The sequence below is a fragment of the Kitasatospora atroaurantiaca genome, assembly GCF_007828955.1.
Lineage (GTDB): Bacteria > Actinomycetota > Actinomycetes > Streptomycetales > Streptomycetaceae > Kitasatospora > Kitasatospora atroaurantiaca.
Genome location: NZ_VIVR01000001.1, coordinates 2,999,989 through 3,026,866, shown reverse-complemented (window position 1 = coordinate 3,026,866; position 26,878 = coordinate 2,999,989). Strand labels below are relative to the sequence as shown.

The 26,878-nt window shown below is 71.7% G+C and carries 19 protein-coding genes and 1 pseudogene; 15 read left to right on the top strand and 5 right to left on the bottom strand.

Translation table 11 applies throughout. The features are described from left to right. The first annotated feature begins 135 nt into the window (after positions 1-135). From guaB to FB465_RS13795, 3 genes are all read left to right on the top strand, one after another. Positions 136-1,638 carry an IMP dehydrogenase gene (guaB, locus tag FB465_RS13805; protein ID WP_145790712.1) on the top strand — a complete coding sequence of 501 codons (1,503 nt, stop codon included), beginning with the start codon at positions 136-138 and terminating at the stop codon, positions 1,636-1,638. 132 nt (positions 1,639-1,770) lie between these two features. Beyond that, positions 1,771-2,898, top strand: coding sequence for a GuaB3 family IMP dehydrogenase-related protein (locus FB465_RS13800; RefSeq protein WP_145790710.1), 1,128 nt, complete (start codon positions 1,771-1,773; stop codon positions 2,896-2,898). Between the two features lie 255 nt (positions 2,899-3,153). Further along, positions 3,154-4,947, top strand: coding sequence for a serine/threonine-protein kinase (locus FB465_RS13795; RefSeq protein WP_145790708.1), 1,794 nt, complete (start codon positions 3,154-3,156; stop codon positions 4,945-4,947). 14 nt (positions 4,948-4,961) lie between these two features. On the opposite strand, the gene FB465_RS13790 is transcribed toward FB465_RS13795, so the two are convergent. After that, on the bottom strand, positions 4,962-5,483 hold the full coding sequence (locus FB465_RS13790; RefSeq protein WP_145790706.1) for an SHOCT domain-containing protein: 522 nt from the start codon (positions 5,481-5,483) through the stop codon (positions 4,962-4,964). Positions 5,484-5,538: 55 nt separating this feature from the next. Between FB465_RS13790 and FB465_RS13785 the strand changes: the two genes are divergently transcribed. The 5 genes from FB465_RS13785 (at position 5,539) to FB465_RS13765 (ending at position 13,558) form a co-directional block, all read left to right on the top strand. Further along, complete coding sequence (locus tag FB465_RS13785) at positions 5,539-6,597, top strand: protein kinase domain-containing protein (protein WP_170290580.1); 1,059 nt, start codon at positions 5,539-5,541, stop codon at positions 6,595-6,597. A 165-nt stretch (positions 6,598-6,762) separates the two neighbouring features. Then, on the top strand, positions 6,763-8,361 hold the full coding sequence (locus FB465_RS13780; protein WP_145790703.1) for a serine/threonine-protein kinase: 1,599 nt from the start codon (positions 6,763-6,765) through the stop codon (positions 8,359-8,361). Positions 8,362-8,439: 78 nt separating this feature from the next. Next, the gene (locus tag FB465_RS13775) at positions 8,440-10,059 is read left to right on the top strand and encodes a succinic semialdehyde dehydrogenase (RefSeq protein ID WP_145790701.1); all 1,620 of its coding nucleotides are present in this window, start codon (positions 8,440-8,442) and stop codon (positions 10,057-10,059) included. Between the two features lie 53 nt (positions 10,060-10,112). After that, positions 10,113-11,882, top strand: a complete 1,770-nt coding sequence (locus FB465_RS13770) for a GMC family oxidoreductase N-terminal domain-containing protein (RefSeq protein WP_145790699.1) — start codon at positions 10,113-10,115, stop codon at positions 11,880-11,882. Positions 11,883-11,968: 86 nt separating this feature from the next. Then, positions 11,969-13,558, top strand: coding sequence for a hypothetical protein (locus tag FB465_RS13765; RefSeq protein WP_145790697.1), 1,590 nt, complete (start codon positions 11,969-11,971; stop codon positions 13,556-13,558). Positions 13,559-13,561: 3 nt separating this feature from the next. Here FB465_RS13765 and FB465_RS13760 read toward each other — a convergent pair whose 3' ends face one another. Then, positions 13,562-14,086, bottom strand: coding sequence for an NAD(P)H-dependent oxidoreductase (locus FB465_RS13760; RefSeq protein WP_145790695.1), 525 nt, complete (start codon positions 14,084-14,086; stop codon positions 13,562-13,564). Positions 14,087-14,171: 85 nt separating this feature from the next. After that, positions 14,172-14,747 (bottom strand): TetR/AcrR family transcriptional regulator, encoded by a 576-nt coding sequence (locus tag FB465_RS13755; RefSeq protein ID WP_145790693.1) that lies wholly within the window; start codon positions 14,745-14,747, stop codon positions 14,172-14,174. Positions 14,748-15,677: 930 nt separating this feature from the next. On the opposite strand from FB465_RS13755, the gene guaA reads away from it, so the two are divergent. The 3 genes and pseudogenes from guaA (at position 15,678) to FB465_RS37930 (ending at position 18,461) form a co-directional block, all read left to right on the top strand. Continuing rightward, positions 15,678-17,273, top strand: coding sequence for a glutamine-hydrolyzing GMP synthase (gene guaA, locus FB465_RS13750; RefSeq protein WP_145790691.1), 1,596 nt, complete (start codon positions 15,678-15,680; stop codon positions 17,271-17,273). A 159-nt stretch (positions 17,274-17,432) separates the two neighbouring features. Further along, positions 17,433-17,951 (top strand): annotated as a pseudogene (locus FB465_RS37935) (DoxX family protein); the annotation flags it as partial. Between the two features lie 42 nt (positions 17,952-17,993). Beyond that, positions 17,994-18,461, top strand: coding sequence for a Rieske (2Fe-2S) protein (locus tag FB465_RS37930; RefSeq protein WP_246193211.1), 468 nt, complete (start codon positions 17,994-17,996; stop codon positions 18,459-18,461). 158 nt (positions 18,462-18,619) lie between these two features. Here FB465_RS37930 and FB465_RS13740 read toward each other — a convergent pair whose 3' ends face one another. Together FB465_RS13740 and FB465_RS13735 are read right to left on the bottom strand one after the other, a co-directional pair. Further along, positions 18,620-18,847, bottom strand: coding sequence for a hypothetical protein (locus FB465_RS13740; RefSeq protein WP_145790687.1), 228 nt, complete (start codon positions 18,845-18,847; stop codon positions 18,620-18,622). Beyond that, entirely contained in the window at positions 18,844-20,355 is a 1,512-nt protein-coding gene (locus FB465_RS13735) for a PspC domain-containing protein (protein ID WP_170290579.1), read from the bottom strand. Before FB465_RS13735 ends, FB465_RS13740 begins: the two co-directional genes overlap by 4 nt. A gap of 199 nt (positions 20,356-20,554) precedes the next feature. On the opposite strand from FB465_RS13735, the gene FB465_RS13730 reads away from it, so the two are divergent. From FB465_RS13730 to FB465_RS13715, 4 genes are all read left to right on the top strand, one after another. Further along, on the top strand, positions 20,555-21,940 hold the full coding sequence (locus FB465_RS13730) for an ATP-binding protein (protein ID WP_246193209.1): 1,386 nt from the start codon (positions 20,555-20,557) through the stop codon (positions 21,938-21,940). Continuing rightward, positions 21,933-22,610, top strand: a complete 678-nt coding sequence (locus tag FB465_RS13725; RefSeq protein ID WP_145790684.1) for a LuxR C-terminal-related transcriptional regulator — start codon at positions 21,933-21,935, stop codon at positions 22,608-22,610. The genes FB465_RS13730 and FB465_RS13725 overlap by 8 nt, the downstream gene beginning before the upstream one ends. 589 nt (positions 22,611-23,199) lie before the next feature. Further along, a complete protein-coding gene (locus FB465_RS13720; RefSeq protein WP_145790682.1) occupies positions 23,200-25,407 on the top strand; it encodes a hypothetical protein in 2,208 nt (735 codons plus the stop codon). A gap of 168 nt (positions 25,408-25,575) precedes the next feature. After that, positions 25,576-26,766 carry an acyltransferase family protein gene (locus FB465_RS13715; protein WP_145790681.1) on the top strand — a complete coding sequence of 397 codons (1,191 nt, stop codon included), beginning with the start codon at positions 25,576-25,578 and terminating at the stop codon, positions 26,764-26,766. Positions 26,767-26,878: the final 112 nt, after the last annotated feature.

The window sequence follows — 26,878 nt, the reverse complement described above, 5'->3', positions numbered from 1 at the left end:
TGGCCTGAGCCTGTGCCGGTGTGCGCGGGTGTGACGAGGCTGTACCGCGGCCGAGTGTCCGCCCGGAACAGAATGCGCCCCCAACCCTCACTGGGCGCGATCCGATCGAATCGGCTGCCACGGAAGGTCCCGGAAATGTCTTACAACGCCGCAGGCGTACCCGAGAAGTTCGCGATGCTCGGACTGACGTACGACGACGTCCTGCTGCTGCCCGGGGCCTCCGAGGTGCTGCCGAACCAGGTCGACACCTCCTCGCGGGTCTCCCGCAACGTGCGGGTGAACATCCCGCTGCTCTCGGCGGCGATGGACAAGGTCACCGAGTCGCGGATGGCGATCGCGATGGCGCGGCAGGGTGGTGTCGGTGTGCTGCACCGCAACCTGTCGATCGAGGACCAGGTCAACCAGGTCGACCTGGTGAAGCGGTCGGAGTCCGGGATGGTCACGGACCCGATCACGGTCGGCCCCGAGACCACGCTGGGCGAGGCCGACGCGCTCTGCGCCAAGTTCCGGATCAGCGGTGTGCCGATCGCCGACGAGAGCGGCAAGCTGCTCGGCATCGTCACCAACCGCGACATGGCCTTCGAGTCGGACCGCAACCGCAAGGTCCGCGAGATCATGACGCCGATGCCGCTGATCACCGGGAAGGTCGGCATCAGCGGCGAGGAGGCCATCGGCCTGCTGCGCCGGCACAAGATCGAGAAGCTCCCGCTGGTCGACGACGAGGGCCGGATCAAGGGCCTGATCACGGTCAAGGACTTCGTCAAGGCCGAGAAGTACCCGAACGCCGCCAAGGACGCCGAGGGCCGTCTGCTGGTCGGCGCCGCCGTCGGCGCGTCCGCCGAGGCCTTCGACCGGGCGCAGGCCCTGGTCGGCGCCGGCGTGGACTTCCTGGTCGTCGACACCTCGCACGGGCACAGCAGCAACGCGCTGGCCTGGATCTCGAAGATCAAGGCCGCGGTGGCGGTGGACGTCATCGGCGGGAACGTCGCGACCCGGGACGGCGCCCAGGCGCTGATCGACGCGGGCGTGGACGGCGTCAAGGTCGGCGTCGGCCCGGGCTCGATCTGCACCACGCGCGTGGTCGCCGGCATCGGCGTCCCGCAGGTGACGGCGATCTACGAGGCTGCCGTGGCCTGCCAGGCGGCGGGCGTGCCGGTGATCGGTGACGGCGGCCTGCAGTACTCCGGCGACATCGGCAAGGCGCTGGCCGCCGGTGCGGATACCGTGATGCTGGGCAGCCTGCTGGCCGGGTGCGAGGAGTCGCCGGGCGAGCTGATGTTCATCAACGGCAAGCAGTTCAAGTCGTACCGCGGCATGGGCTCGCTGGGTGCGATGCAGTCGCGCGGCCAGGGGCGGTCCTACTCGAAGGACCGTTACTTCCAGGCCGAGGTGGCCTCGGACGACAAGCTCGTGCCCGAGGGCATCGAGGGCCAGGTGCCGTACCGCGGCCCGCTCGCGGCCGTGCTGCACCAGCTGGTCGGCGGCCTGCGGCAGACCATGGGCTACGTCGGCGCCGCCACCGTCGCCGAGATGGAGAGCAAGGGGCGGTTCGTGCGGATCACCTCGGCGGGGCTCAAGGAGAGCCACCCGCACGACATCCAGATGACGGTCGAGGCGCCGAACTACACCAGCCGCTGACGGGACAACCACCAGAGCCCCGCGCCCCTTCTGGGCTGGACACCTACGGCACGTTGCCGCGCGGGTGCGGGATACTGGGGGCGGCCGGGGTTGACCCGGTCTGTACAGCATGACGCAGCAGAAGGGCTCGAAGTGACTGAGATCGAGATCGGGCGAGGCAAGCGCGGCCGCCGGGCGTATTCGTTTGACGACATCGCCGTCGTCCCCAGCCGCCGTACGCGGGACCCGAAGGAGGTCTCGATCGCCTGGCAGATCGACGCCTACCGCTTCGAGCTGCCCTTCCTGGCGGCCCCGATGGACAGCGTGGTCTCGCCCGCGCAGGCCATCGCGATCGGTCAGCTGGGCGGCCTGGGCGTGCTCAACCTCGAGGGCCTGTGGACCCGCTACGACGACCCGCAGCCGCTGCTCGACGAGATCGCGGCGATCACGGACGAGGCCGCCGCCACCCGGCGCCTGCAGGAGATCTACTCGGCGCCGATCCGCGCCGAGCTGATCGGCCAGCGGATCAAGGAGGTGCGGGAGTCGGGTGTGGTCACGGCTGCCGCGCTCTCGCCGCAGCGCACGGCCGAGTTCTCCAAGGCCGTCGTGGACGCCGGTGTCGACGTCTTCGTGATCCGCGGGACGACCGTCTCCGCCGAGCACGTGTCCGGCGCAGCCGAGCCGCTGAACCTCAAGCAGTTCATCTACGAGCTGGACGTGCCGGTCATCGTCGGCGGCTGTGCCACGTACACCGCCGCGCTGCACCTGATGCGTACCGGTGCCGCGGGTGTCCTGGTGGGCTTCGGCGGCGGCGCCGCGCACACCACGCGCAACGTGCTCGGCATCCAGGTGCCGATGGCGACGGCGGTCGCGGACGTGGCCGCGGCCCGTCGGGACTACATGGACGAGTCCGGCGGCCGGTACGTGCACGTCATCGCGGACGGCGGTGTCGGGTACAGCGGTGACATCGCCAAGGCCGTCGCGTGCGGCGCGGACGCGGTCATGATCGGTGCGGCGCTCGCGCGGGCGACGGACGCCCCGGGCAAGGGCTTCCACTGGGGCATGGAGGCCGTGCACGAGGAGCTGCCGCGGGGCAAGCGCGTCGACCTGGGCACGGTCGGGACGACGGAGGAGATCCTGACCGGTCCCTCGCACACCCCGGACGGCACCATGAACCTCTTCGGTGCGCTGCGCCGCGCGATGGCGACCACCGGGTACTCGGAGCTCAAGGAGTTCCAGCGCGTCGAGGTGACGGTCAACCCGGCCCTCAACCACCGCTGACGGACGCTCGGTACGCCTGGCCCCCGCCTGACCTCGGGCGGGGGCCAGGCGTTTTGATGGAGGGTCGGGTACGGAGCGCCGTCCGGGCGGCCGGATGTTCGGGGGTAAGGCCGGGGCGGGTGGTCGGCGGCCCACGGGACAGGGGATGATGGAGGCTTGGCGTTCGGAGCCCGCCGCCCGGCGCGGCCCACGGTCTGTCCACGACCTGTGCCGACGCGCCGTCACCTCGACCGCAGCACATGGGGGAATGCACCAATGACCCAGGCGCAGGGTTCCACCGGCCGTCTCCTGGCAGGTCGCTACCGGCTGAACGAAGTTCTCGGCCGAGGCGGGATGGGCACCGTGTGGCGGGCCGAGGACGAGGTGCTCGGCCGGATCGTCGCGGTCAAGGAACTGCGGATGCACGGCGGTGTGGACGAGGAGGAGAAGCACCGCCTGATCGTCCGCACGCTGCGCGAGGCCAAGGCGACGGCGCGGATCCGGCACACCGCGGCGGTGACCGTCTTCGACGTGGTCGAGGAGGACGACCGGCCGTGGATCGTGATGGAGCTCGTCGAGTCGCGCTCGCTGGCGGAGGTCATCAAGGAGGACGGTCCGCTGAAGCCCGGCCGGGCCGCCGAGATCGCCATCGAGCTGCTGGGCGTGCTGGGAGCGGCGCACAGCCACGGGATCCTGCACCGGGACGTGAAGCCGTCCAACGTGCTGATAGGTGAGGACGGCAGGGTCGTCCTGACGGACTTCGGCATCGCCAGCGTGGAGGGCGACACCTCCGTCACCTCGACCGGCATGCTGGTCGGCGCGCCGTCGTACATCTCGCCGGAGCGGGCGCGGGGGCAGAAGCCCGGACCGCCGGCGGACATGTGGTCGCTGGGCGGGACGCTGTACGCGATGGTCGAGGGGCGGCCCCCGTACGACCGGGGTTCGGCGCTGGCCACGCTCACGGCGGTGATGACGGAGGAGCTCGCCACCCCCGAGAAGGCCGGAGCGCTGCGGCCGGTCATCGAGGGGCTGCTGGAGAAGGACCCGGCGCGGCGGCTGGACGCCTCCACCACCCGGTCGATGCTCAAGCGGATCGTCGCGGACGAGACGGCGAAGGCGGAGTCGACGACGCAGGTCACCACGCCGGTGGCGGCCGCCGCCGGGGCTGTGGCCGAGGAGCCGGTCGAGGCGAAGCGCGGTGTGGGCGGGCTGTTGGGGACGGTGCGGGTGGGGAGCCGGGCGGCGGAGCCCGTTGCGCCGGTGCCCGTGCCGGCGCCCGTTCCCGTGCCGGAGCCGGTGGCCCAGCCGGTACCCGTGACCGAGGTGCTGTCGGCGGTGCCGCCCGGGCGGGGCCGGCGGCCCGCGGTACTGGCCGGGATCGCCCTGGTGGTCGTGCTGCTGCTGACAGGTGTGGCGATACTGCTGCGCGACTCGGGCGGCACGACGGGTGGGGCGGGTTCCGCGGACGCGGCGAGGACCCCTGCGGCGGTCACGCCCTCGGCTCCTGCCGCGAGCGGCGCCAAGCCCGCGCAGACGACCGCCTCGAAGCCGGCCACCGGTCCGAGTACGGCCCCGGCCACGGCCCCGAGCGCGGCCGCGAGCACCGTTGCCACTCCGACCTCGGCCGTACCGGCGGGCTTCCGCGAGTACCACGACGGCTCGGGCTTCTCGATCGTGCTGCCCGAGTGGATGGCGGACAAGGGCGAGGACTACGACGACACCAGCCGGAAGTTCGAGGGCCGGGGCGTCAAGCTGGTGGTGGACTGGACCCAGCCCGCCCACGGCAGCGCGGTGGACGACTGGGCCGGCAGCGAGAAGGAGCTGGGCGCCGCCAACTACCAGCGCATCACCCTGCAGGCGATCACCTACCGGCAGTGGACCAACGCGGCCGACTGGGAGTGGACCTACGGCAGCAGGACCACGCTGCACTCGCTCAACCGAGGCTTCGTCACCGGCAACGGCAAGTACGGCTATGCCCTGTACTGGACGATGCCCGACGCCGACTGGAACGCGCCGGACAACGTCCAGGCCCGCAAGGTCGGCTTCGACAGCTTCCAGCCGGCGCCCTAGCCCCGCCGGGCGGCTCAGCCGATCAGGCGCTGCTTGGCGCGGCTGAACTCCTCGTCGGTGAGGGCACCGGAGGCGTGCAGGGCGGCAAGGCGTTCGAGCTGGTCGAGCAGGTCGACGGGCGGGGCGACGGGCGCGGCGGCGGGGGTGCCCGGCGTACGGCGGGCGGCTGCCGCCGTGCTGCGGATCCGGTCGGCGAAGATCTCGGCCTTCACCACGTCCTCGAACCGGTGGGCGCCGGTGAGCGCGACGATCTTGAGCACCTCGCCGTTGAGCCGGGTCCTGGTGACCGTGACGTCGGTGACCGCGTCCAGCGCAACCGGCAGTGGGGGCTTGCCGTCCTTCAGGAAGAGCAGCCGGCGGGTGGTCAGCACCAGGGCGCCCTTGCGGAAGTGGTCCGGATGACGGCCGGCCGTGGCTGCGACCGGCTGTTCGCCGGGGACGACCGATGACTCCACGCTGCGCAGCGCCGCCGCCTTGCCGTCGTTGTTGCCGCCGAGTACGTCGAAGGCCACGTCGATCAGATCGGTCCAGTCCATGGGACGAGCCTACGCAGGCGGGCCGCGTACGCTGGCCGGAACGGAAGGAACGCGAATGGGAGCGGCCCCGGGGCAAGTGGTGGCCGGGCGGTACCGGGTGACGGGCCGTTCGGAGGGCAGTGGTGTCCCCGCGGAGGACGTCCGGTCCGGCGAGGCGGTGCTGCTGCACGTGCTGGAGCTGCCCGAGCTGCTGATCCCGGGCGGGCTGATGGCGACCCCCGATCCCGAGTACGGGGAGCGGATCGCCCGTCAGGTGGCGGCGGCCGTGGAGGGCTCCCCGAAGCAGCCGAGGCTGCTGCGGGCGGTCGAGGTGTTCGCCGAGGGTGAGCTGCTGTGGGTGGCCGAGGAACGTCCGCCGGGCGTGCCGCTGGCCGAGCTGGCGGGCGAGGGACCGGTGCCGCCGTACCGGGTCGCCGAGCTCGGGGCGGATCTGGCGGGAGCCTTGCGGGCCCTGCACGAGGTTGGTCTGACGCACGGGAACGTTTCTGCGGAGACCGTGGTGGTCTGTGAGGACGGCGCCGCCATGCTCGGCGGCCTGCTGCTCGGCGCGGCCGAGGAGGAGCTGTGTGCGGCGCTCGGCGGGCCGGTGCCGAGACGGGTGTACGAGGCACGGGCGGTGCTGTTGGGCCCGAAGGCCGAGCGGTGGGCGCTGGAGGCGGGCCCGGAGGCGGACTGCTGGGCGCTGGGTGTGCTGCTGTACCGGCTGCTGGTGGGCCGTGCGCCGTTCCCGGAGGACGACCTGCCGACGCTGCTGGCGGCGGTGCGGGACGGCAGGCACGAGTCGGCCGCCGGGTGCGGGCCGCTGCGTCCGCTGGTCGAGCAGCTGCTCCTGGCGGACCCGGCCGCCCGGCCGACGGCGGCCGAGGTGCGGTTGCAGCTGATCGAGCTGCTGGCGGCTGCCCCGGAGCCCTACGAGCAGGCGGTCCCGCTGCTGCCGGTGCTGCGCCCGGACGGGCCGCTGGTGCCCCGGCAGCGGGCCGGAGAGGTGGTGCACGGGCGGCATGCCGGGCGGCGGACCGTGGTGCCGCCCGCACTGCTCGGGCCCCTGTTGGTGGGCGGGGTGATGATGGCGCTGCTGGCCGCCCTGGCGGCCGTGGTGGCGCTGGCAGGCTGACGGCCTGTGAGGCTGGGATCACAGGATGGTGATCTGGGCGGGGTGAGATTCCGGCCTCGGGCCGGGGCGCCTAACCTGTGCATGGAAGTTGTCCGGTCGGTGAGTCAGCGGTGCACCGGAACCTCCGTCAGGGTGACGGCGGGCTGATGAGGGGGAACGGTCGCCATGGGCGTGCAGGATCAGTCGGCGCAGGCCAGAGGGGACCAGCGGGTGCTGGCCGGGCGGTACACGCTGGGCGAGCGGCTCGGCCGGGGCGGCATGGGCACGGTCTGGCGGGCCAGGGACGAGATGCTCGACCGCGAGGTCGCGGTGAAGGAGCTGACGGTCAGCCACCTCCCCGAGGAGGAGCTGGAGATCCTGCAGTCCCGGATGAAGCGCGAGGCCAGGGCCGCCGCACGGATCAAGCACCCGGGTGTCATCACGATTCACGACGTGCTGGAGCAGGACGGCCGTCCGTGGATCGTGATGGAGCTGATCGACGGCCGCTCGCTCGCCGACGTGATCAGCCAGGACGGCACGCTGCTGCCCCGGGAGGCGGCGGAGGTCGGTGCCCAGGTCCTTGCGGCCCTTCACCGGGGCCACCAGCTGGGCGTGCTGCACCGCGATGTGAAGCCCGCGAACGTGCTGCTCGAGCACGGTACGGGCCGGGTGGTGCTGCTGGACTTCGGCATCGCGACCTTCGAGGGCTCGTCCGAGCTGACCAGGCCCGGCGACCTGGTGGGCTCGCCGGACTACCTGGCGCCCGAGCGGGCCCAGGGCGAGCGGCCGGGCCCGGCCTCGGACCTGTGGGGTCTGGGCGCGACGCTGTACGCCGCGGTGGAGGGGGAGTCGCCGTTCCGCCGTACCTCGCCGCTGACCACCCTGGCGGCCGTGGTGGGCGACCCGCTGCCGGAGCCTCGCAGGGCCGGGGCGCTCGGCCCGGTGCTGGCGGCGCTGATGGCCAAGGACCCGGCCGAGCGGCCGAGTGCGGACGAGGCGCTGCGGATGCTGTCGGAGGTGACGGCGGGTCACACCATGGGCATCAAGGCGGCGCCGAAGAAGCTGCAGAAGGTGCCGACGCAGGTGGTGCCGGTGGTCGACCGCACCGAGCCGGCGGCGCCTGCGGCGGAGCCGCAGCCCACGGCGGCGACCGTGGTCGCGCCGAGGCGCAAGCGCCGGACGGGCCTGCGCGTGGCGATCGTCGGCCTGGTGGTCGCCGTTCTCGCGGGCGGCGGTGCGTACGCCGTCCGGACGGTGATCGACCGGGCGCGCTCGGAGCATCCGTCCACCGTCACCACGGACGGCCCCGGCACGACGGCCCCGGGCCCGGCGCCCAGCGGCTACCAGTGGGTGGACGACCCGGCGGGCTTCCGCTTCCCCGTCCCGGTGGAGGGGAAGTGGGTGCGCACGACGGACGACAACAGCCAGATCTTCTACAGCCCGGACAACCGGATCCACTACCTGCAGTTCGCGGTCACCGTCGGGCAGTCGCTGAGCCCGCGGGAGCACTTCGAGCAGATGGAGGAGACCGTCAGCCGGAGCCTGAAGGAGTACGTGCGCGAGGACCTCTCCGACACCAAGGTGCACGGCCAGGAGGGCGCGGTGTGGGAGTTCACCTACACCGCGAAGGACGGCTCGCGCCGGCACGCCAAGGAGGCGGAGTTCCGGGACGAGGACGGCACCTCGTACGCCATCTACCTGTCCTGCCCCGACACGCCCAAGGACTGGACCACGGGGCAGCGGCGCTTCACGACGGTGTTCAACAACTTCACACCAACACGCTGATCCATAAACATCTGCCACAGATATTTTTCTGTTACCGACGGGTACCAAAGTCGCTCCCGAGCGCCTAGGCTGCGCGCTATGACGGACATCACGGCAGATGCACAGGCCCCCGGGCGCAATCCCGCTGCTCCCGGCGGCGCGCGTACGGTCGCCTCGGCGGTCCCGGCGGCACTGGTCGCCCGGCTGGCCAAGGGCGTCACCGCGACGGGCGAGCCCGAGCTGGTGCACACCACCGCGCCGCTCACCGGCGAACGCCTGGCGAGCCTGCCGCAGTCCACCCCGGCCGACGTCGAGGTGGCGTACGAGCTGGCCCGGCGGGCGCAGCGGAGCTGGGCCGCCCTGCCCGTCCGCCGGCGGGCCGCCGTGCTGCTGCGCTTCCACGACCTGCTGCTCAAGCGGCAGGACGAGGTGCTCGACCTGATCCAGGCCGAGACCGGCAAGGCCCGGCTGCACGCCTTCGAGGAGGTGCTCGGCGCGGCGCTGGCCGCCCGGCACTACGGCCGCAAGGCGTCCGCGTACCTGAAGGACCGGCGGCGGAGCGGGGCCGTACCGGTGCTGACCCATGCGGTGGAGGCCCGCCGTCCGAAGGGCGTGATCGGGCAGATCTCGCCGTGGAACTACCCGCTGGAGCTGTCCGTCGGCGACGCCCTGCCGGCCTTCGTGGCCGGCAACGCGGTGGTGAACAAGCCGGACACCCAGACCGCGCTGACCGCACTCTGGGCGCGCGAGCTGCTGGTCGAGGCCGGGCTGCCCGCCGATCTCTGGCAGATCGTCATCGGCGACGGCCCGGTGATCGGCCCCGCCGTGGTCGAGCACGCGGACTACGTCTCCTTCACCGGCTCGACCCGGACGGGGCGCGAGGTCGCGCAGAAGGCCGCCGCCCGCCTGGTCGGTGCCTCGCTGGAGCTCGGCGGCAAGAACGCCCTGCTGGTGCTGGCCGACGCCGACCTGGACAAGGCCGCCGAAGGTGCCGTCCGGGCCTGCTTCTCCTCGGCCGGTCAGCTGTGCATCTCGATCGAGCGGCTCTTCGTGCACCGCTCGGTCGCCGACGACTTCCTGCGCCGCTTCGCCGAGCGGACCAGGGCGCTGCGCCTCGGCGGCGGTCTGGCGTACGGGGCCGACATGGGCTCGCTGGTCTCCGAGCGGCAGCTGGAGGTCGTCACCCGGCACGTCGAGGAGGCGGTCAAGGGCGGCGCCAAGGTGCTGGCCGGGGGCCAGGCCCGGCCGGAGCTCGGACCGCTGTTCTTCGAGCCGACCATCCTGGACGGCGTCACCTCCGAGATGTCGGTGTGCGCCGAGGAGACCTTCGGCCCGGTGGTGTCCGTCTACCGCTTCGACAGCGAGGACGAGGCCGTCGAGGCCGCCAACGCGACCTCGTACGGCCTGAACTCCAGCGTCTGGACGAAGGACCTGCGCCGCGGGCGGGCCGTCGCGGCCCGGCTGCACACCGGCACGGTGAACGTCAACGAGGCCTACGCGGCGGCCTACGGCTCGGTCGCCTCCCCGATGGGCGGCATGGGCGACTCCGGGCTCGGCCGCCGGCACGGCGCCGAGGGCATCCTGCGCTACACCGAGGCGCAGACGATCGCGACCCAGCGGCTGATGCCGATCGGGCCGTCCTTCGGCCTGGACGACGCGCGCTTCGCCGCGCTGTTCACCACCGGGCTGAAGGCCATGAAGGCCCTCGGGTTCAAGTAGGTCCCCGGCCTGCAGCAGGTCCCTGTCCGGTACTTCGAAGGAGCGGCGGCACGATGGCGAGCACTGGTGGGACCGACTACGACGTGATCGTGGTCGGCTCGGGATTCGGCGGTTCGGTCTCCGCCCTGCGGCTGACCGAGAAGGGCTACCGGGTCGCCGTCCTGGAGGCCGGGCGGCGCTTCGGCCCCGAGGAGCTGCCGAAGAACTCCTGGGACACGAAGAACTACCTCTGGGCACCGGCCCTGGGCCTGTACGGGATCCAGCGGATCCACCTGCTCGCCAACGTGCTGGTGCTGGGCGGCGCGGGCGTCGGCGGCGGCTCGCTCAACTACGCCAACACGCTGTACGTCCCGCCGAAGGCGTTCTTCGAGGACCGCCAGTGGCAGCACATCACCGACTGGGAGCAGGAGCTCGGCCCCTTCTACGACCAGGCGCAGCGGATGCTCGGCGTGCGCACCAACCCGACGGTGACGCCCTCGGACGTCCATCTGAAGGCCGCCGCCGAGAAGTTGGGCGTGGGGGACACCTTCCACCTGGCCCCCGTCGGCGTGTTCTTCGGTGACGGCAACGACGCGGACGGCGCCGCGAAGGCCGCACCGGGCGGCGAGGTCGAGGACCCGTACTTCGGCGGCGCCGGACCGCGCCGCAAGGCGTGCATCGAGTGCGGCGAGTGCATGACGGGCTGCCGGCACGGCGCCAAGAACACGCTCACCGAGAACTACCTGTACCTGGCCGAGCGCAACGGCGCCGAGATCCACCCGCTGACCACGGTGGAGCGGATCCGGCCGGTGGAGGGCGGCTTCGCGGTCGACGTCCGGCGCACCAACTCCCGCTCCAAGGACCCGGTGAAGGCCGGCGCCCGGACCATCACGGCCGCCAGGGTGGTGGTCGCGGCCGGCACGTACGGCACCCAGACCCTGCTCCACCGGATGCGGGACGGCGGCCACCTGCCGGAGATCTCGGCGAAGCTCGGCGAGCTGACCCGGACCAACTCCGAGGCGCTGGTGGGTGCTTCGACCACGGACCGGCGCTACGGCGAGAGGGTCGACTTCACCAAGGGAGTCGCCATCACCTCGTCCATCCACCCGGACGAGAACACCCATATCGAGCCCGTCCGCTACGGCAAGGGCTCCAACGCGATGGGCGCGCTGAGCGTCCAGCAGGTGCCGGGTGTCGGCCGGGGCCCGCGCTGGCTGCGGTACGCGGTGACGGCGGCCCGGCACCCGGTGATCTTCGTGCAGTCGATGAACCAGCACCGCTGGTCGGAGAAGACCATCATCGGGCTGGTGATGCAGTCGCTGGACAACTCGATCACCGTCTCGCTGAAGAAGTCGGGCCTCGGCAAGGGCAAGCTGACCTCCCGGCAGGGCCACGGCGCGCCGAACCCGACCTGGATCCCGGCCGCCGAGGCGGGTGCCAAGGCGCTGGCCGAGTCGATCAACGGCTTCGCGGGCAGCTCCGTCGGCGAGATCTTCGACATCCCGATGACCGCCCACTTCATCGGCGGCTGCCCGATCGCCGACAGCCCCGAGAACGGCGTCGTCGACCCGTACCAGCGGCTGTACGGCTACCCGGGCATCAGCGTGGTGGACGGCTCCACCATCTCCGCCAACCTGGGGGTCAACCCCTCGCTCACCATCACCGCGCAGGCCGAGCGGGCCATGTCGATGTGGCCCAACAAGGGCGAGACCGACCCGCGGCCCGCCCAGGACGAGGAGTACCGCCGGGTGACGGCCGTCGCACCGGTGCGGCCCGCCGTGCCGGCCGGCGCGTTCGGCCAACTGCTGCTGCCCGTACCGAAGGTGCCCAAGGCGGCCGGGTAGCGCGGTCCTTCGTCCGCGGTTGACAGTCTCCGACGGCCGGTGGGATAAACGGGCTTCTGCTTGTGGGCTCGTGGGACGGGGACGACATGGCGATCTGCGCAGCCTGCGGAGCGGCTTCGGCGGGCGGCGCGCAGCACTGCGCCTCCTGCGGGCGCCCGTTCGCGCCGCCGCCTGCGATCAGCGAGGTCTCCGAGGTCGTCGGCGGTGTGACGACGAGCCCGCCCCCGGTGGGGAGTTGGGGTGCGGGCGTCCCGTTCGAACCGGCCGCCGGGCGGTCCGCGGCGCTGCGCTGGTTCACCGAGGCGGACTGGCGTCCGGCGCTCAGGGCCGTGATCGCGCCGACGGCCCTGCTGCTGCTCGTCGCGCTGGTGGTGGCCGCACCGGAGAGTGAGATGTACGGCCGGCTCCCGTTCGGCAGCCGCTTCGGTGTGGCCCTGGCGCTGACCGTGTCGGCGCTCGGTGCGCCGCTGTCGGGCCGGACGTCCATGGGCGAGTCCGCGTTCTCCATGACGAGCGAGATGGTGCTGCGCGCCCTGCCGTTGACGGTGACCCTGCTCTGGCTCGTGCTGCTCCGGCTCGGTCTCGGGGCGGGGCTGCGGGCCCGCCGCCGGCACGGCGAGGAGCGGATCACGGGCCGTCAGGCCTGCGAGGAGGCGGCGCGTACGGCCCTGCTGGCGGTGGCCGCCACCGCGGCGCTCGGGTGGTTCGCGGGGATCGACTTCACACCCTCGCCCCGCGACGGCATGGGCTTCATCCTCGGGGCCCCCTCCGGCGGCCGGATCACGGTGGAGGCGGGCTGGCTGCAGGCCGCCGGCTGGGCGCTGCTGCTCGCCGGGCTGCTCGCGCTCTCGGTGTACGGCACGGACGTCCTGCGCTGGGCGGCCTGGCAGCGGCCCGCGGTGCGTGGCTGGCTGGTGGGCGCTCTGGTCGCCGGGCGCGCGCTGGCGGTCACCCTCGGCCTGGCCTCACTGGCGGGCTTCATCCTGGTCGCGGCCCAGGGCGAGGCCCCGGCGACCTGGGCCTCGCTCGCCTTTCTGCCCAACCTCGGCCTGCTGCTGCTCGGCGTCGGCTCCGGAGCGACCGTCGGGGTCTCGTACCGGCAGGGCGGGAGTTTCGGAGTCGACGAGCGGAGCCTGAACGACTCGGACCGGCTGTCACTGTTCGACCTGCACGGCGAGAGCGGCAACTGGCGCTGGACGCTGGCGCTGGCGGTCGTCGGGGCCGCGGTGCTCGGCTGGTCCGCGTACCGCCGGCGGCTCGACCTCGTGGGCCGGCTCAAGCTCGCCGCGGCGTACGCGGTGGCGCTGAGCCTGCTGATGCTGGGTGCGGGCCTGACGACCTCGTCGGTCATCTCGTACCACGGGGGCACGGGCGACCTGGGAGGGCTGAACGGCGGGGCCCTGCGCGAGTCGACCAGCCACACCTCGCTCGGCCTGGCCGTGCTGGGCATGCTCGCGGCCAACCTGCTCTGGACGGCGCTCGGCGCGCTGGCGCTGCCCGCGCTGCCCGCGCTGCCCGCGCTGTTCGGCACTCGCAGCAGGCCGAGCGCCGGGGCGGGCGACGGGGCCGGCGGCCTCCCACCCGTGCAGCCGGTCGCCGCCGCGCCCGCTGCCCCTCAGGAGCCCCCTGCCCCGCCGTACGCCTCGGAACTGCTCGACTCCCACGGCGAGAGCTGAGCCTCAGCCCTCCAGCAGCTCGCGGTAGCGCTTGGCGAACAGCGCCAGGTCCTCGTCGCTGGTCTCCCGCACCGAGTGCAGGATCAGCGGGTCGGCGAGGACCATGCCCGTGAGGTGCGCCATCTGGTCCAGCGGGCTCAGCAGGTGCTCCATCGGGAAGCGGTTGTAGCCCCCGGGCCGGTAGGAGTCGGCGCCACCGCCGGTGGTGGTGACGACCTGCAGGGTCTTGCCGCGCAGCGCGTTCCCCTCGGTGCCGTACGCCCAGCCCCAGAGCAGCACCTCGTCCTGCCACTGCTTGAGCAGGGCGGGCGTGGAGTACCAGTAGAACGGGAACTGGAAGACGATCCTGTCGTGCTGCTCGGCCAGCTGCTGCTCGCGGGCGACGTCGATCCGGTGGTCGGGGTACTCGGCGTAGAGGTCGTGCACGGTGACGTTCGGCAGCTCGCGGACGGCGTCGGCGAGAGCGGTGTTGTTGCGGGACTGCGCCGTGGTGGGGTGGGCGAGCAGGACGAGGGTGCGCTGCGACATGGGTGTCTCCTGAGTCGAAACGGACAGACGGGTCTGTCTGGTGAAGGTCCGGAAAAGCGCCACCGACCGGTGGCGCAGGGAGAAATTACGGACAGGACTGCGCGACGAGCGCCCTGGCTGCGGCCTTGGCGGCCACGGCGGCCTGGCCGGACTGTTCGAGATGGTCGGCCGAGAGGGCGCCGTCGATCAGCAGGCTCAGCTGCCGGGCCAGCGCTTCCGGGTCGGTGGCGCCGGCCACGGTGGCCAGGCCCTGGAGCCAGGCGCGTACGGTGCGCTTGTGCTCGACCGCGATGGTCTGCGGTTCGGTGCCGAGCTCGCACTCGGCGGCGGCGTTGATGAAGCTGCAGCCCCGGAAGCCGTGCGCGTCGTAGGCGGCGGTGAGGGCGTCGAAGGCGCCGACCAGCTGGTCGCGCGGGTCCGGCCCGGCGGCCAGCGCGGCCGAGCGCAGCTTGCTGCGCCAGGCCTGGTCGGAGCGGAGCAGGTACTCGGCGACGAGCCGTTCCTTGCAGGGGAAGTGCGAGTACAGCGTGGCCTTGGCGACACCGGACTCGGCGATCACCCGGTCGACGCCGACCGCGCGGATCCCGTGGGTCGCGAACAGCTCGCAGGCGGTGTCGAGGATCCGCTCGCGGGCGGGCAGCCGCTTGGGCACAGTGCTCATCGGGCCGCCCCCTTTCGTCGGTGGACCGTCGGCCTGGAAAGAAGTTAACAGACAGATCTGTCTGGTCGCAATGCCCGCCGCAGAAGCCGGGAAAGGGCAAAGGGCCCCGCGGGGGAACGGGGCCCTTTGTCGCTCAGCACGCGGCGTCAGGGCAGCGCCGGTGCTGGAGGCGACGGCGCCGGGGGAAGAGCGCCGTCTCGTCGGATGGCTTCGGGTGGCGCCGGACACCCGCAGGGGTGGTGCGGTGTGCGGCGCGCGGTGCAAGGGCCGGGTCGACCTTCACGGAGCGTGAGGTGATAACCGTTGTCACCGTCGGTCGTGTCGGGCACCCGGGATGACAGATTTCCGGCCGCCGTCAGGCCGGCCGGTCAACCCCCACAACCAGCATCGTGCTGGACGGAGCCCTTACTCTGCAACCGATTCGACGCAGTTCGGCACAGTCCAATTTTCGACCGCCCTCACTGCCGTACCCTGCCCGCAGCAGTTTGCGAGCACATCCGATCACCCGGAGCGGCGACTACGCTCCGTAGTAGTGGCAAGCGGGAGCGCACGCCGGGGCAGGCGTGCGGCGGGAGGTGCGGCGGTCGGCGCCCGGCGTCCCGGACGGCGACCGCCGCACGTCCCATTCGGTTCAGTCGTGGCCGGGGTCGCTGTCCCCTGCTGGCCGGCCACATCACCGGCGCACGGTCCCACGGCACCGCCGGAGGGCGGCGCCACGCATGCCGGTGGACTGAGAAAACAGATCCACGCGTGGTTCGCCGACCGTGCGGGCCGTCCCGCACCTGGGCGGTGCGGCGTGGCCGTACGGTCAGCAGGAACAACGATTCGCCACCGGTGGCGGTCACGTCGCAAGCGGGTGAAAACCGGGGCACCCGACCGGCCCGGTAGAATCGGCGGTGACACCCCCACACCGCTGCCGGAAGGCCGTCCGTGTCCTCTGCTACCCCCGACAAGTCCGTACCTGAGCTCGACACCGTCCTGGTCGTCGACTTCGGTGCCCAGTACGCCCAGCTCATCGCCCGTCGGGTGCGTGAGGCCCGGGTCTACAGCGAGATCGTGCCGAGCACCATGCCGGTCGCCGAGATGCTCGCCAAGAACCCGAAGGCGATCATCCTCTCCGGCGGCCCGTCCTCGGTCTACGAGGAGGGTGCGCCGCAGCTCGACCGCGCGATCTTCGAGGCCGGTGTCCCGGTCTTCGGCATGTGCTACGGCTTCCAGCTGATGGCGGTCACGCTCGGCGGCACGGTCGACAACACCGGCGCCCGCGAGTACGGCCGCACCCCGCTGCACGTTTCCAAGAACGGCTCCACCCTCTTCGAGGGCACCCCGGCCGAGCAGTCGGTCTGGATGTCGCACGGCGACGCCTGCTCCGCCGCCCCCGAGGGCTTCACCGTCACCGCCTCCACCGACGTGGTGCCGGTCGCCGCCTTCGAGAACGACGAGAAGAAGCTCTACGGCGTCCAGTACCACCCCGAGGTCCTGCACTCCACGCACGGCCAGCAGATCCTGGAGCACTTCCTCTACCGCGGTGCCGGGATCGCCCCGACCTGGACCACCCACAACGTGGTCGACGAGCAGATCGCCCTGATCCGCGCGCAGGTCGGCGACAAGCGCGCCATCTGCGGCCTCTCCGGCGGCGTGGACTCGGCCGTCGCGGCCGCACTCGTGCAGCGCGCCATCGGTGACCGGCTGACCTGTGTGTACGTCGACCACGGTCTGATGCGCAAGGACGAGACCGAGCAGGTCGAGAAGGACTTCGTCGCCGCGACCGGCGTCAAGCTCAAGGTCGTGGACGCCGAGGAGCGCTTCCTGAGCGCCCTCAAGGGCATCAGCGACCCGGAGGAGAAGCGCAAGATCATCGGCCGGGAGTTCATCCGGGTCTTCGAGCAGGCGCAGGCCGAGATCGTGGCCGAGGCCGGCGAGCACGGCGAGTCGGTCGACTTCCTGGTCCAGGGCACCCTGTACCCGGACGTGGTGGAGTCCGGCGGCGGCACCGGTACCGCCAACATCAAGTCCCACCACAACGTCGGCGGCCTGCCCGAGGACCTGCAGTTCTCGCTGGTCGAGCCGCTGCGCAAGCTGTTCAAGGACGAGGTCCGGATGGTCGGCCAGGAGCTCGGCCTGCCGGAGGAGATCGTCCAGCGCCAGCCGTTCCCGGGCCCGGGCCTCGGCATCCGCATCGTCGGCGAGGTCACCAAGGAGCGTCTGGACCTGCTCCGCGAGGCCGACGCCATCGCCCGCGAGGAGCTGACCGCGGCCGGTCTCGACCGCGAGATCTGGCAGTGCCCGGTCGTGCTGCTCGCGGACGTCCGCAGCGTCGGCGTCCAGGGCGACGGCCGCACCTACGGCCACCCGATCGTGCTGCGCCCGGTCTCCTCCGAGGACGCCATGACGGCCGACTGGTCGCGCCTGCCGTACGAGGTGCTGGCGAAGATCTCCACCCGGATCACCAACGAGGTCAAGGACGTGAACCGCGTGGTGCTGGACGTCACCAGCAAGCCGCCGGGCACCATCGAGTGGGAGTAATCCCGTAGAGCATTGAACGGCCGCGCCGCCGCTCCCGTACTCAAGGGAGCGGCGGCGCGGCCGTCTGTTGTCGGGGCGTGCCACGGTGAGGCGGCCGCAACAGGCAGAATCGGACCGGACCTGTCAGCAGTTGACAGGCGGTGAGCGAAGGGTGTCGGCATGGCGGCGGGGCATGACGGACGAGAGCGGTCGGGCAGAGCCGGACGAGCGGCGGAGTGGCGAGAGTTGGCCTCGCAGTACGCGCTGCTGCCACTACGGCTCTTTCTCGGGGTGACCTTCGTCTACGCCGCGTTCGACAAGCTCTCCGACTCGCACTACCTCGCGGGCGCCTCCGACCCCGCCTCCTTCGTCTCGCAGACCCAGGCGGTCAAGCCGTACAGCCCGATCAGCTGGGCCCTCGGCCCGGCCCTGGACGCGCCGACCTTCTTCGCGGTGGCCATCGCCTTCGGCGAGCTGGCGGTCGGGCTCGGCACGCTCTTCGGGCTCTGGGGGCGGCTCGCGGCGGTCGGCGGCGCGCTGATCAACCTCAGCCTCTGGCTGACCATCAGCTGGAACGTCTCGCCGTACTACCTCGGCAACGACCTCGCGTACCTGATGGCCTGGACCCCGCTGGTGCTGGCAGGCACGCCGTACCTCTCGGTCGACGGCTACCTGGCCCGGCGGGCCGGACGGGACCGCACGCGCGGGCTGGCCGAGGACAGCGTCCGCCGGCGGGCCCTGGTGGACGGCGGCATCGCGGCCGTGGCACTCGGCGGGGCCGGGCTGCTCGCCGGGTCGCTGACGGCGACCTTCGGGCGCTCCGGGAAGACCCCCGCCGCCGCGCCCGCGCCTGCGCCGACGCCCACGCCGTCGCCGAGCGGTACGGGAGGCGGGGCCGCTAAGGTCTCGGTCGCCGCCTCGGCCGTACCCGTCGGCGGCTCGGCCCAGGTCAAGGACCCGGCCACCGGGGACGCCGTGTACATCGTGCAGCCCAAGGCCGGGCAGTACTGCGGACTCTCCTCGGTCTGCACGCACTCCGGCTGCGCGGTGGACGCCCCGAAGAACGGCCAGATGTACTGCCCCTGCCACGGCTCGCGCTTCGACGCGGCCACCGGGGCGGTGATCAACGGCCCTGCGACCAAGCCGCTGCCCAAGTACACCGTCACCAAGGACGGCGACAAGCTGGACCTCGGGCCGGTCCAGAGCTGATCTGGCCTCAGTTCAGGGTCACACCCCAGGGGCGCGAGGAACTGCGCGAAACCGGAAGACGCCGACGTTCAGCCGGGCGCAGTGAGTCAGTGGCACCTCGGTGCCCTTCCGACTCGCGCAGTTCCTCGCGCCCCTGGGGGTCCCCCGACGCGCAGGGCCTACGAGCTCCGCTCCTCGTCGGGGGGCACCTCCGTGCGCCCGCGCCGCGACATCGCGGCGACCGCGCCGGCCAGCCCGGCCGTGCCCAGCACGATGAACGTCACCGGGATGACGATCCGTCCGTTCACCGAGAGGTCGTTGAGCGAGGCCACCAGATAGAGGGTGGCGATCACGGTGAAGAGCCCGCCCGCGATCAGCGAGAACAGATCGAGCCGATGCTTCCTCATGCCTGTACCACCTGGATGTCTCCGATGCCGACGGTCAGTGTGAGGTCGAGCGTGCCCTTGGCCGCCTGACCGCTGGTCGGGTGCAGTTGGTACACCCGGTCGTTGCCCGAGCCGGTCGAGGCCTCCCCGTTGGGGAGCCGGACGTCGCCGAGCGCGTTGCGTACCGTCAGGCGTACGTCCACGTTCGCGGGGACGGTGACCCTCATGTCACCTGCTCCCAGCCGGGCGGAGGTGGTGAGAGTTCCTCCCGCCGGGTCGAGCCGGCTCAGGTCGAGCCGGGCGTCGCCGGCTCCGAGGTTGTACTCGCTCTGCAGGTCGCCGGCCGTCGTCGGCGCCCAGAAGCGGTCGCCGAAGGCCGACCCCACCGTGGCGTGCGAGCCGGCCGTGCCGGCCAGTGCCAGCGTCAGCAGGAGGGCCGGGACGGCCAGTCCACGCGCCCGCCCCAGCTTCGCGCCCACCAGCAGCGCCACGCCCAGCCCGAGCAGCGCCGCAGCCAGCACGGTGGAGATCCGCACCTCCTCGCCCTGGGCCCGGGACACCCACCAGGCCAGCGTCCCCGCGCCGGCCGAGAGCAGCAGGCCCAGCGGGCCGAGGAACGAGCGCCGCCTGTGGTGCCGGTACACCACCGGCGCGGCAGGTACGTCGGCCGGGGCGGTGACGGGGGGCTTGCGCAGCGGGTCGCCCTCCGGCAGGTCGGTGCGCTGCCACCAGGGCTGGGCCGGTGCGCCCGGCGGGGGCGTCTGGGCGCCGTACGGGTTGCGCTCGGGGTGCCGCGGGTCCCACAGGTAGCCGGACGGGCCGGGCGGCGGGGTGTCGGCCGGTACGGTGCCGGCGGCCCGGGCCTGGGCGTGCTGTTCGCGGAGTTGCTGAGCCGTGCCGACGGGGGCGCGGCGCAGGTGCTCGTGCAGATCCGCCTTCCGTTCCTGCCACTCGGCCCGGAAGTCCTGGGCGAGCTGCTGCCGCCAGGTCACCCAGTCGACCTGCTGGGTGGGGCCCTCCTCGGTCAGCCGGTCGTACGGGCCGCCGTCGGGAGCACTGCGGCGGACCGACCCACGCGCCCGGCGGCGGCGCTCCGGGTCGTAACGGACCGCCAGGAAGACCAGGCCGCCGAGCAGCAGCAGCGGGAACATCTGCCCGCCGTCGCCCATCGAGGAGAAGAACACCCCGGTACCGATCACCGTCAGCAGCACGGCGCCGATCGACTGCCCGTCCACCCGGCCGGTCAGTACCCGCTGCAGCTCCGTCCGTCCGGCGCGGCCGTCCACCGGCTCGCGGGGGACGATCAGCCAGGCGAGACCGTAGAGGAAGAGGCCCAGGCCGCCGGAGAGGCAGAGCACGGCGATGACCACCCGGAAGACCACCGGATCGATGTCCAGGTGCCGGCCGAGACCGCCGCACACGCCCGCCACCACACGGTGGCGTTCGCTGCGCGTCAGTGGAGGCCGTGACGCCTGGGCGGGTTCGGCTTCGCCTTCTGCGGCGGCTTCTGCGGTGGGGTCGTCCGTCATGCCTCCATCCTGCTGGTTGGCGGGGCCCCGCCCAACCGTCCGCGGCCCGGTTCGGACCCTGAACTGTCCCTGAGACGTCCTAGGGGCTCCACCCTGATGCGCCCGGGCCTGCGGACGTGTGACCATCGGGGGCGTGGCAGCACCCGGCATCGATCCCAAGTCCCTCGTCCCTGACGGCCCGTCGGCGGCGGGCCCCGACCTGGCCGCGTCCGACGCGGAGCAACCGGCGTACCGCAAGCTCTACCGGAGCCCGCACGGCCGGATGCTGGGCGGCGTCGCCCACGGGCTCGCGGTGCACCTCGGGCTGCCCGTCGCCTGGGTGAGGGCCGCGTTCATCCTGCTCTTCTTCGCCCAGGGGATAGGCGGGCTGCTGTACGCGGCGTTCTGGTTCGTGGTGCCGATCGGTATCGGTGAGCCCGCCGCGGCCGGCGGGACGCAGTGGGTGTACGTCAACGGCACGTTCGTCCCGGCCGCACGGGCCGGAAGCTTCGGGGAGATCAGGAAGGGCCGGCAGCGCAGCGTCGGACGGCTGCGCGACCTGCTGCAGCGCACCTTCCACGGCGAGCCGGCCGAGCCCGCCGAGGCGCCGACCGCCGTTCCGCAGCAGTCCGCCCGGGGCGGGCTCGGCCAGCTCTTCGCGCTGCTGATGCTGGTCGTCGGCATCATGGCGCTGCTCAGCGCCCTGCACATCCAGACCGCCAAGCCGTACGTCTGGCCGCTGCTCACCATCGGCGTCGGGGTGGCGCTGGTGTGGCGGCAGGCCGACGACTCGCGCTGGCAGCGCTGGTTCGGCCTGGAGGAGGGATCGAAGCGGCGCAGCGCGTACACCAGGGTCGGCGCGGGTGTGCTGCTGGTGGTGGCCGGCATCGTCGGCTTCCTGGTCCTGCAGGGCAGCGGTTCCACCCTGGCCTCCGTGGTGGAGGCCGCGCTCGCCGTGCTGGCGGGCGTCCTGGTGCTGGTCGGCCCGTACGCGCTGCGCATGTGGCAGGACCTGGGCGCCGAGCGGACGGCTCGCATCCGGGCCCAGGAGCGGGCGGAGATCGCCGCGCACGTCCACGACTCGGTGCTGCACACCCTGACGCTGATCCAGCGCAACGCCGACGACGCCAAGGAGGTGCTGCGGCTGGCCCGCGCGCAGGAGCGCGAGCTGCGGCTCTGGCTGTACCGCCCCGAGGCGGCCGCGGAGGCGGCGCCGGACACCCTGGCGGAGCGGATCCGTTCGGTGGTCGCCGAGGTCGAGGACCTGCACGGTGTCCCGGTGGAGCTGGTCTGCGTCGGCGACTGCCCGATGGACGATCGCATTTCGGCGCAGATGCAGGCCGCGAGGGAGGCAATGGTCAACGCGGCCAAGTACGGTGGCGGGGGACCGGTCCAGGTGTACGCAGAGGTGGAGGGGAGGACGGTGTCGGTGTTCGTCCGCGACCACGGCCCCGGCTTCGACCCGGACAGCGTGCCCGAGGACCGGATGGGCGTACGGGAGTCGATCATCGGCCGGATGAAGCGCAACGGCGGCACCGCACGGGTGCGGCCGGCGCCGGACGGCGGGACCGAGGTCGAGCTGGAGATGGAGAGAGCTGATGACTGAAGCTGCCCCTGAGCGAGTGGCGCGCGTGGTCCTGGTGGACGACCACCGGATGTTCCGTACGGGCGTCCGGGCGGAGATCGGGCGGACCGAGGTCACCGGCATCGACGTGGTCGGCGAGGCGGACGACGTCGAGTCGGCCGTCCAGGTCGTCGCCGAGACCCGGCCCGACGTGGTGCTGCTCGACGTCCACCTGCCAGGCGGCGGCGGTGTCGAGGTGCTGCGGCGCTCCGCCCCGCTGATGGCCGACCCGACGGGGGTGCGCTTCCTCGCCCTGTCCGTCTCGGACGCCGCGGAGGACGTGATCGGGGTGATCCGCGGCGGTGCGCGCGGCTACGTCACCAAGACGATCACGGGCACGGACCTGGTCAACGCCATCTTCCGGATCTCGGACGGCGACGCCGTCTTCTCCCCGCGTCTGGCCGGCTTCGTGCTGGACGCCTTCGCCGCGACCGACACCCCGCCGGTGGACGAGGACCTCGACCGCCTCACCCAGCGCGAGCGCGAGGTGCTGCGGCTGATCGCGCGCGGGTACGCGTACAAAGAGATCGCCAAGCAGCTCTTCATCTCGGTCAAGACGGTGGAGAGCCACGTCTCGGCCGTCCTGCGCAAGCTCCAGCTGAGCAACCGTCACGAACTGACCCGGTGGGCCACGGCCCGCCGGCTGGTCTGACCGGCAGAACACCCAGAAGCTGCCCCCGCGTTCCGGTTGCGGGGGCAGCTTCTGGCATTCGGCGGAGTGCCGAGCCCGAGGCTACGGCGAGCCGAGGTCGATCACATTGCGGGAGCCCAACAGGAGACAGGGTGTGCGCCAGGTGTTCGATCGGTGGTGACCCCGGCGCTGTCCCGCCCGATCGCCATTGATAGCCTGACGGCCCGGAAAGGCTCCTCGGCATTCGATGCCCAGGCGCTCGGACGCCGACCTCCGAGATGATCGCCCTCGGCGCGGCAGTCTGCCCGGGCCCGTCCGCAGCTCTGCGACCGGGGGGTCGTCGCCGTTCCAGTGCACCGGAGCCGTGGCGTGGCGTGCCGTTGCTCAAGGGGGAGCTCCTTGTCGCCGCGGGAGCGTCTGCCTTGACAGGTGCCTCGGGCGAGGAAAGTTCCTAGGAGAGTAAGCAGCCTTGATGGGCATCACTGACAGCACGGCACCCACGACGGGATCTGCGGACAGCGGCGCCGGCCGGGGGAGCGGGGGAAGAGCCGGAGCGCTGTGGCGCTGTCTGCCGGCAGTGGCCACCCTGGCTCTGATATTCGCGGCGCTCGTGGCATCCGATACGCCCGTCTCCGACATCGCACGGTACGTCGGGTACGCGGTCTGGGGTGTACTGCTCCCGGGCACGCTCGTGTTCAGGTCCCTGAGGCGTACGCCCCACACGCTGGTCGAGGACCTGGTTCTCGGTGCCGTCACCGGCCTTGCCCTGGAACTGATCGCCTGGGCCGTACTCATGGCGCTCGGGATCCAGTCGGCGGCGATCCTCTGGCCGCTGGCCGTGGTGATTCCCTTCGCCGCCGTGCCCCGCCTGCGACGCCACTGGCGCCCGCGCGGGTACACCAGCCCCTCGCTGGGCTGGTCATGGGCGGTCGCCGGAACCGTCGCCCTCACCACCGGCTACCTCTACCGGGTCTACCTGGCGAGAAATGCCATCCTCCCGACCAGTGAGCAGTCCAGGCAGTTCATCGACCTGCCCTATCAGCTCTCCCTGGCCGGAAACGCGAAGCACGACTTCCCACTGACCCTTCCGCAGGTCGCCGACGAGCCGCTGCACTACCACTGGTTCGCCTTCGTGCATGAGGCCATGACCAGTCTGGTCGGACACATCGACCTGCCCGTTGTCGAGATGCGCCTGATGATCCCGGCTCTGTGCGCACTCACGATGCTGGTTGTCGGCGTCGTGGCCTGGCGCCTCACGGGCCGGCCCTGGGTCGGACCGGTGGCGGCGTTGCTGATCTTCGCCATCGGCGAGTTCAACGCGACCGACCCCGTCAGCATGCCGTTCGGTTCTCCACAGACCACCCTCATGGTCTGGGCCAGCGTCTCGATGACCTACAGTCAGCCGCTGCTCCTCGCGCTGATCGGGGCCATCGGCGAGGGCCTCCGCAGCCGGGGTGCCGACGGTGTCCCGTCGATCGGCCGCGGGGTGTACGTGCTCGCCGGCCTGTTCGCCTTCGCCTCGAGCGCCGCCAAGGCCACGTCCCTGCCGGTCACTCTGGCCGGGCTTGCCCTGGCCGGGCTGGCGGTTCTGATCGGTACTCGGCGGATACCTTGGAGGATCGTCGGTCTCGGTGCGACCGTCGCGGCGGGGCAACTGTTCTCCACGGCCGTCGTGTTCCGCTTCGAGAGCTACGGCCTCAAGGTCGACCCGTTGGTCAACATCAGCGGTTACTGGGCCGATCCGAAGGACGTCCGTTCGGCCGCCGTCCACGTCCTGATCGTCGCCGCAACCTGGGCGGCCTTCCTGCTCAACACCCAACTCCGCGTCATAGGCGCGATACCGCTCCTCTGGCGCCACCGGTTCCGCCTCGACGCGCTCCAGTGGTTCCTGCTGGGCGGCGCCATCGCCGGCCCTGCCGTGTACCTCACGCTCAACGGCTGGAACTCCAGCTACTTCACCCACACCGGCCTCGCGTTCGGTGTCCTGCTCTCCGCCTGGGGCTATTGCGAGGTCTTCGAGCGCGCCGCCCTGACGAACCGCGCGAAGGTCGCCCTTGCCGTCGGGACGCTCGTCTTCATCGGGCTCCTGACCTACGGCATCCGGACCTACGCCGCAGACTGGCTGACCTTTGCGCTGGACTTCACGGGAGTCACCAAGCCGGAACGGACGACGTACGCTCGGCTCGTCCCGTTCCTGGTCGCGGCCCTGGCCCTGGCCGCCGTCGCCGCCATGTGTGCGGCGGGATGGAGGGCGGCGAGCCGGTGGGTTACCTCACTGCGCGGGCGGGGCGGCATCGTCCTGCTGAGCCTTGCCCTCGTAGCCGGCGCTCCGACGCTCCTCCTGGACCTCCCCAGGCCGACACAGGGGCCGGAGGTCTGGGGTGCGTTCTCGCTTCCGGCCACCAAGGTGGAGGCCGCTCGCTGGATCCGTGCGCACAGCAAGCCCTCGGACGTACTGCTCACCAACGAGCACTGCTGGTACCCGAACGATCCCGGAGCGGCAGGCGAAGCCTGCGGGAACAACCAGGCCTTCACCCTCAGCGCCTTCTCCGAGCGCTCGGTCCTGATCGAGGGCTGGGGATTCGCCCCGCGGGCCATGGCCGCCGGGACCGGGGAGTTCTGGGACCAGGACCTGCTGAAGGCCAACGATGACGCCGTCTACCACCCCACGGCCGAGCTGCTCGGCCGGCTCCGCAGCGGCCACCGCGTCCGCTACCTGGTCGTGAACCGCTCGGTCGGGGCGGAATCGCCCCAGCTGAAGACGCTTGCCGCGCCGGTCTACGACAACGGGCGGATCGGCGTCTACGAACTTCACTGAACGTGTGCCCGGGCCGGCGTCGCGGAGGGCGACTCCGGCCCGGGCACGTAACGGTTCCGGTGCGATCCTCAGCGGGCTTTAATCCGTCTATAAGATGAGCGTCGCCCTGCCGGTTCACAGCACCTCCGTCCGGTGGGCCCCTGACACCCGGACCGAGAGCGCTGTGTGATGACTTCAACCGCTACGACTCCGAGCCCCCTGGCTCCGCCGACGCCGTACCAGGGCGTCGCACGTGGGCGGGAGGCCGCGCCGTCCGGCGGCAAGCGCCCGCGTCTGTACGTGCTGGACGGCCTGCGCCTGATCGCGGCGATGGGCGTCGTCGGCTGGCACTGGGTGGGTGTGGAGCGCTTCCCAGCCGTCTGGCACGGGCTGCCGAGCGAGCTCATGCCCAAGGCGCACCTGGTCGGCGCGTACAGCTGGACCGGCGTCGAGCTGTTCTTCCTGATCAGCGGCTTCGTCATATGCATGTCCTGCTGGGGCAGGACGCCGGGCCAGTTCGTCACCTCGCGGGTGGTCCGGCTCTTCCCCGCCTACTGGGTCTCCGTGCTGATGACCGCGGCCGTCCTGCTGGTCGTACCGACGATCTGGGGTGACAACACCCACCGGCCGACCCTGAGCCGGATCCTGACCAACCTCACCATGGTCAACATGCCGCTGGGCGTGGACAACCTCGACCCGGTCTACTGGACGCTCTGGTCCGAGATGCGGTTCTACGTCCTGTTCGGCCTGCTGCTGGTCTTCGGCCTCACCTACCGCCGGGTGGTGACCTTCTGCGCGGTCTGGGCCTTCGCCGCCCTGCTGGCCCCGCAGGCCAACATGCCGCTGCTCACCAATCTCGTGCAGCCGACGTACGCCTGGTACTTCATCGGAGGCATCGTCATCTTCCTGATGTACCGCTTCCGCCCCAACCTGCTGCTCTGGGGCATGCTGGTCTTCTGCTGGCTGATCGCGCAGGACCAGATCCGCGGTGTCATCGGCGGTTACGAGTACGGCACCAAGCACCACCTGTCGTGGGCGATCACGGTGACGCTCACCACGCTCGCGTTCGCCGTCGTGACGGCCGCCGCGCTCGGTGCCTTCAACTGGATGCAGTGGAAGTGGCTGACCGTCGCCGGCTCGCTCACCTACCCGCTGTACCTGCTGCACCAGGAGATCGGCTGGCAGCTGATCACCCGGGTCCGTGAGTGGATGGGGCCGTACCCCACGCTCGCGACCGTGGCCTGCACCATGCTGCTGCTCGCCTACCTGGTGCACCGCCTGGTCGAGCGCCCCCTGGCGCCGTTCATGCACCGCAAGCTCGAGGCCGCCTTCCAGGACATCCGGCAGGACATCCGACCCGAGCGGAAGCGGGGCATCTGAGGCCTCATGCACGAACTGTGCACGTCGGGGGGCGTGTTCGTTGATGTGTATGATTTTGGTCAACTGACTGTGTGAATTTGGGGTGGGCGGGGCTGTGGCTGTTGACCTTCGG

Coding starts and splice junctions, on each gene's coding strand:
- FB465_RS13715 (WP_145790681.1), top strand. CDS start 25,576: ATGACTTCAACCGCTACGACTCCGAGCCCCCTGGCTCCGCCGACGCCG.
- FB465_RS13790 (WP_145790706.1), bottom strand. CDS start 5,483: ATGGACTGGACCGATCTGATCGACGTGGCCTTCGACGTACTCGGCGGC.
- FB465_RS13735 (WP_170290579.1), bottom strand. CDS start 20,355: ATGACGGACGACCCCACCGCAGAAGCCGCCGCAGAAGGCGAAGCCGAA.
- FB465_RS13775 (WP_145790701.1), top strand. CDS start 8,440: ATGACGGACATCACGGCAGATGCACAGGCCCCCGGGCGCAATCCCGCT.
- FB465_RS13765 (WP_145790697.1), top strand. CDS start 11,969: ATGGCGATCTGCGCAGCCTGCGGAGCGGCTTCGGCGGGCGGCGCGCAG.
- FB465_RS13740 (WP_145790687.1), bottom strand. CDS start 18,847: ATGAGGAAGCATCGGCTCGATCTGTTCTCGCTGATCGCGGGCGGGCTC.
- FB465_RS13725 (WP_145790684.1), top strand. CDS start 21,933: ATGACTGAAGCTGCCCCTGAGCGAGTGGCGCGCGTGGTCCTGGTGGAC.
- FB465_RS13785 (WP_170290580.1), top strand. CDS start 5,539: ATGGGAGCGGCCCCGGGGCAAGTGGTGGCCGGGCGGTACCGGGTGACG.
- guaB (WP_145790712.1), top strand. CDS start 136: ATGTCTTACAACGCCGCAGGCGTACCCGAGAAGTTCGCGATGCTCGGA.
- FB465_RS13795 (WP_145790708.1), top strand. CDS start 3,154: ATGACCCAGGCGCAGGGTTCCACCGGCCGTCTCCTGGCAGGTCGCTAC.
- FB465_RS13770 (WP_145790699.1), top strand. CDS start 10,113: ATGGCGAGCACTGGTGGGACCGACTACGACGTGATCGTGGTCGGCTCG.
- FB465_RS13760 (WP_145790695.1), bottom strand. CDS start 14,086: ATGTCGCAGCGCACCCTCGTCCTGCTCGCCCACCCCACCACGGCGCAG.
- FB465_RS13755 (WP_145790693.1), bottom strand. CDS start 14,747: ATGAGCACTGTGCCCAAGCGGCTGCCCGCCCGCGAGCGGATCCTCGAC.
- FB465_RS13780 (WP_145790703.1), top strand. CDS start 6,763: ATGGGCGTGCAGGATCAGTCGGCGCAGGCCAGAGGGGACCAGCGGGTG.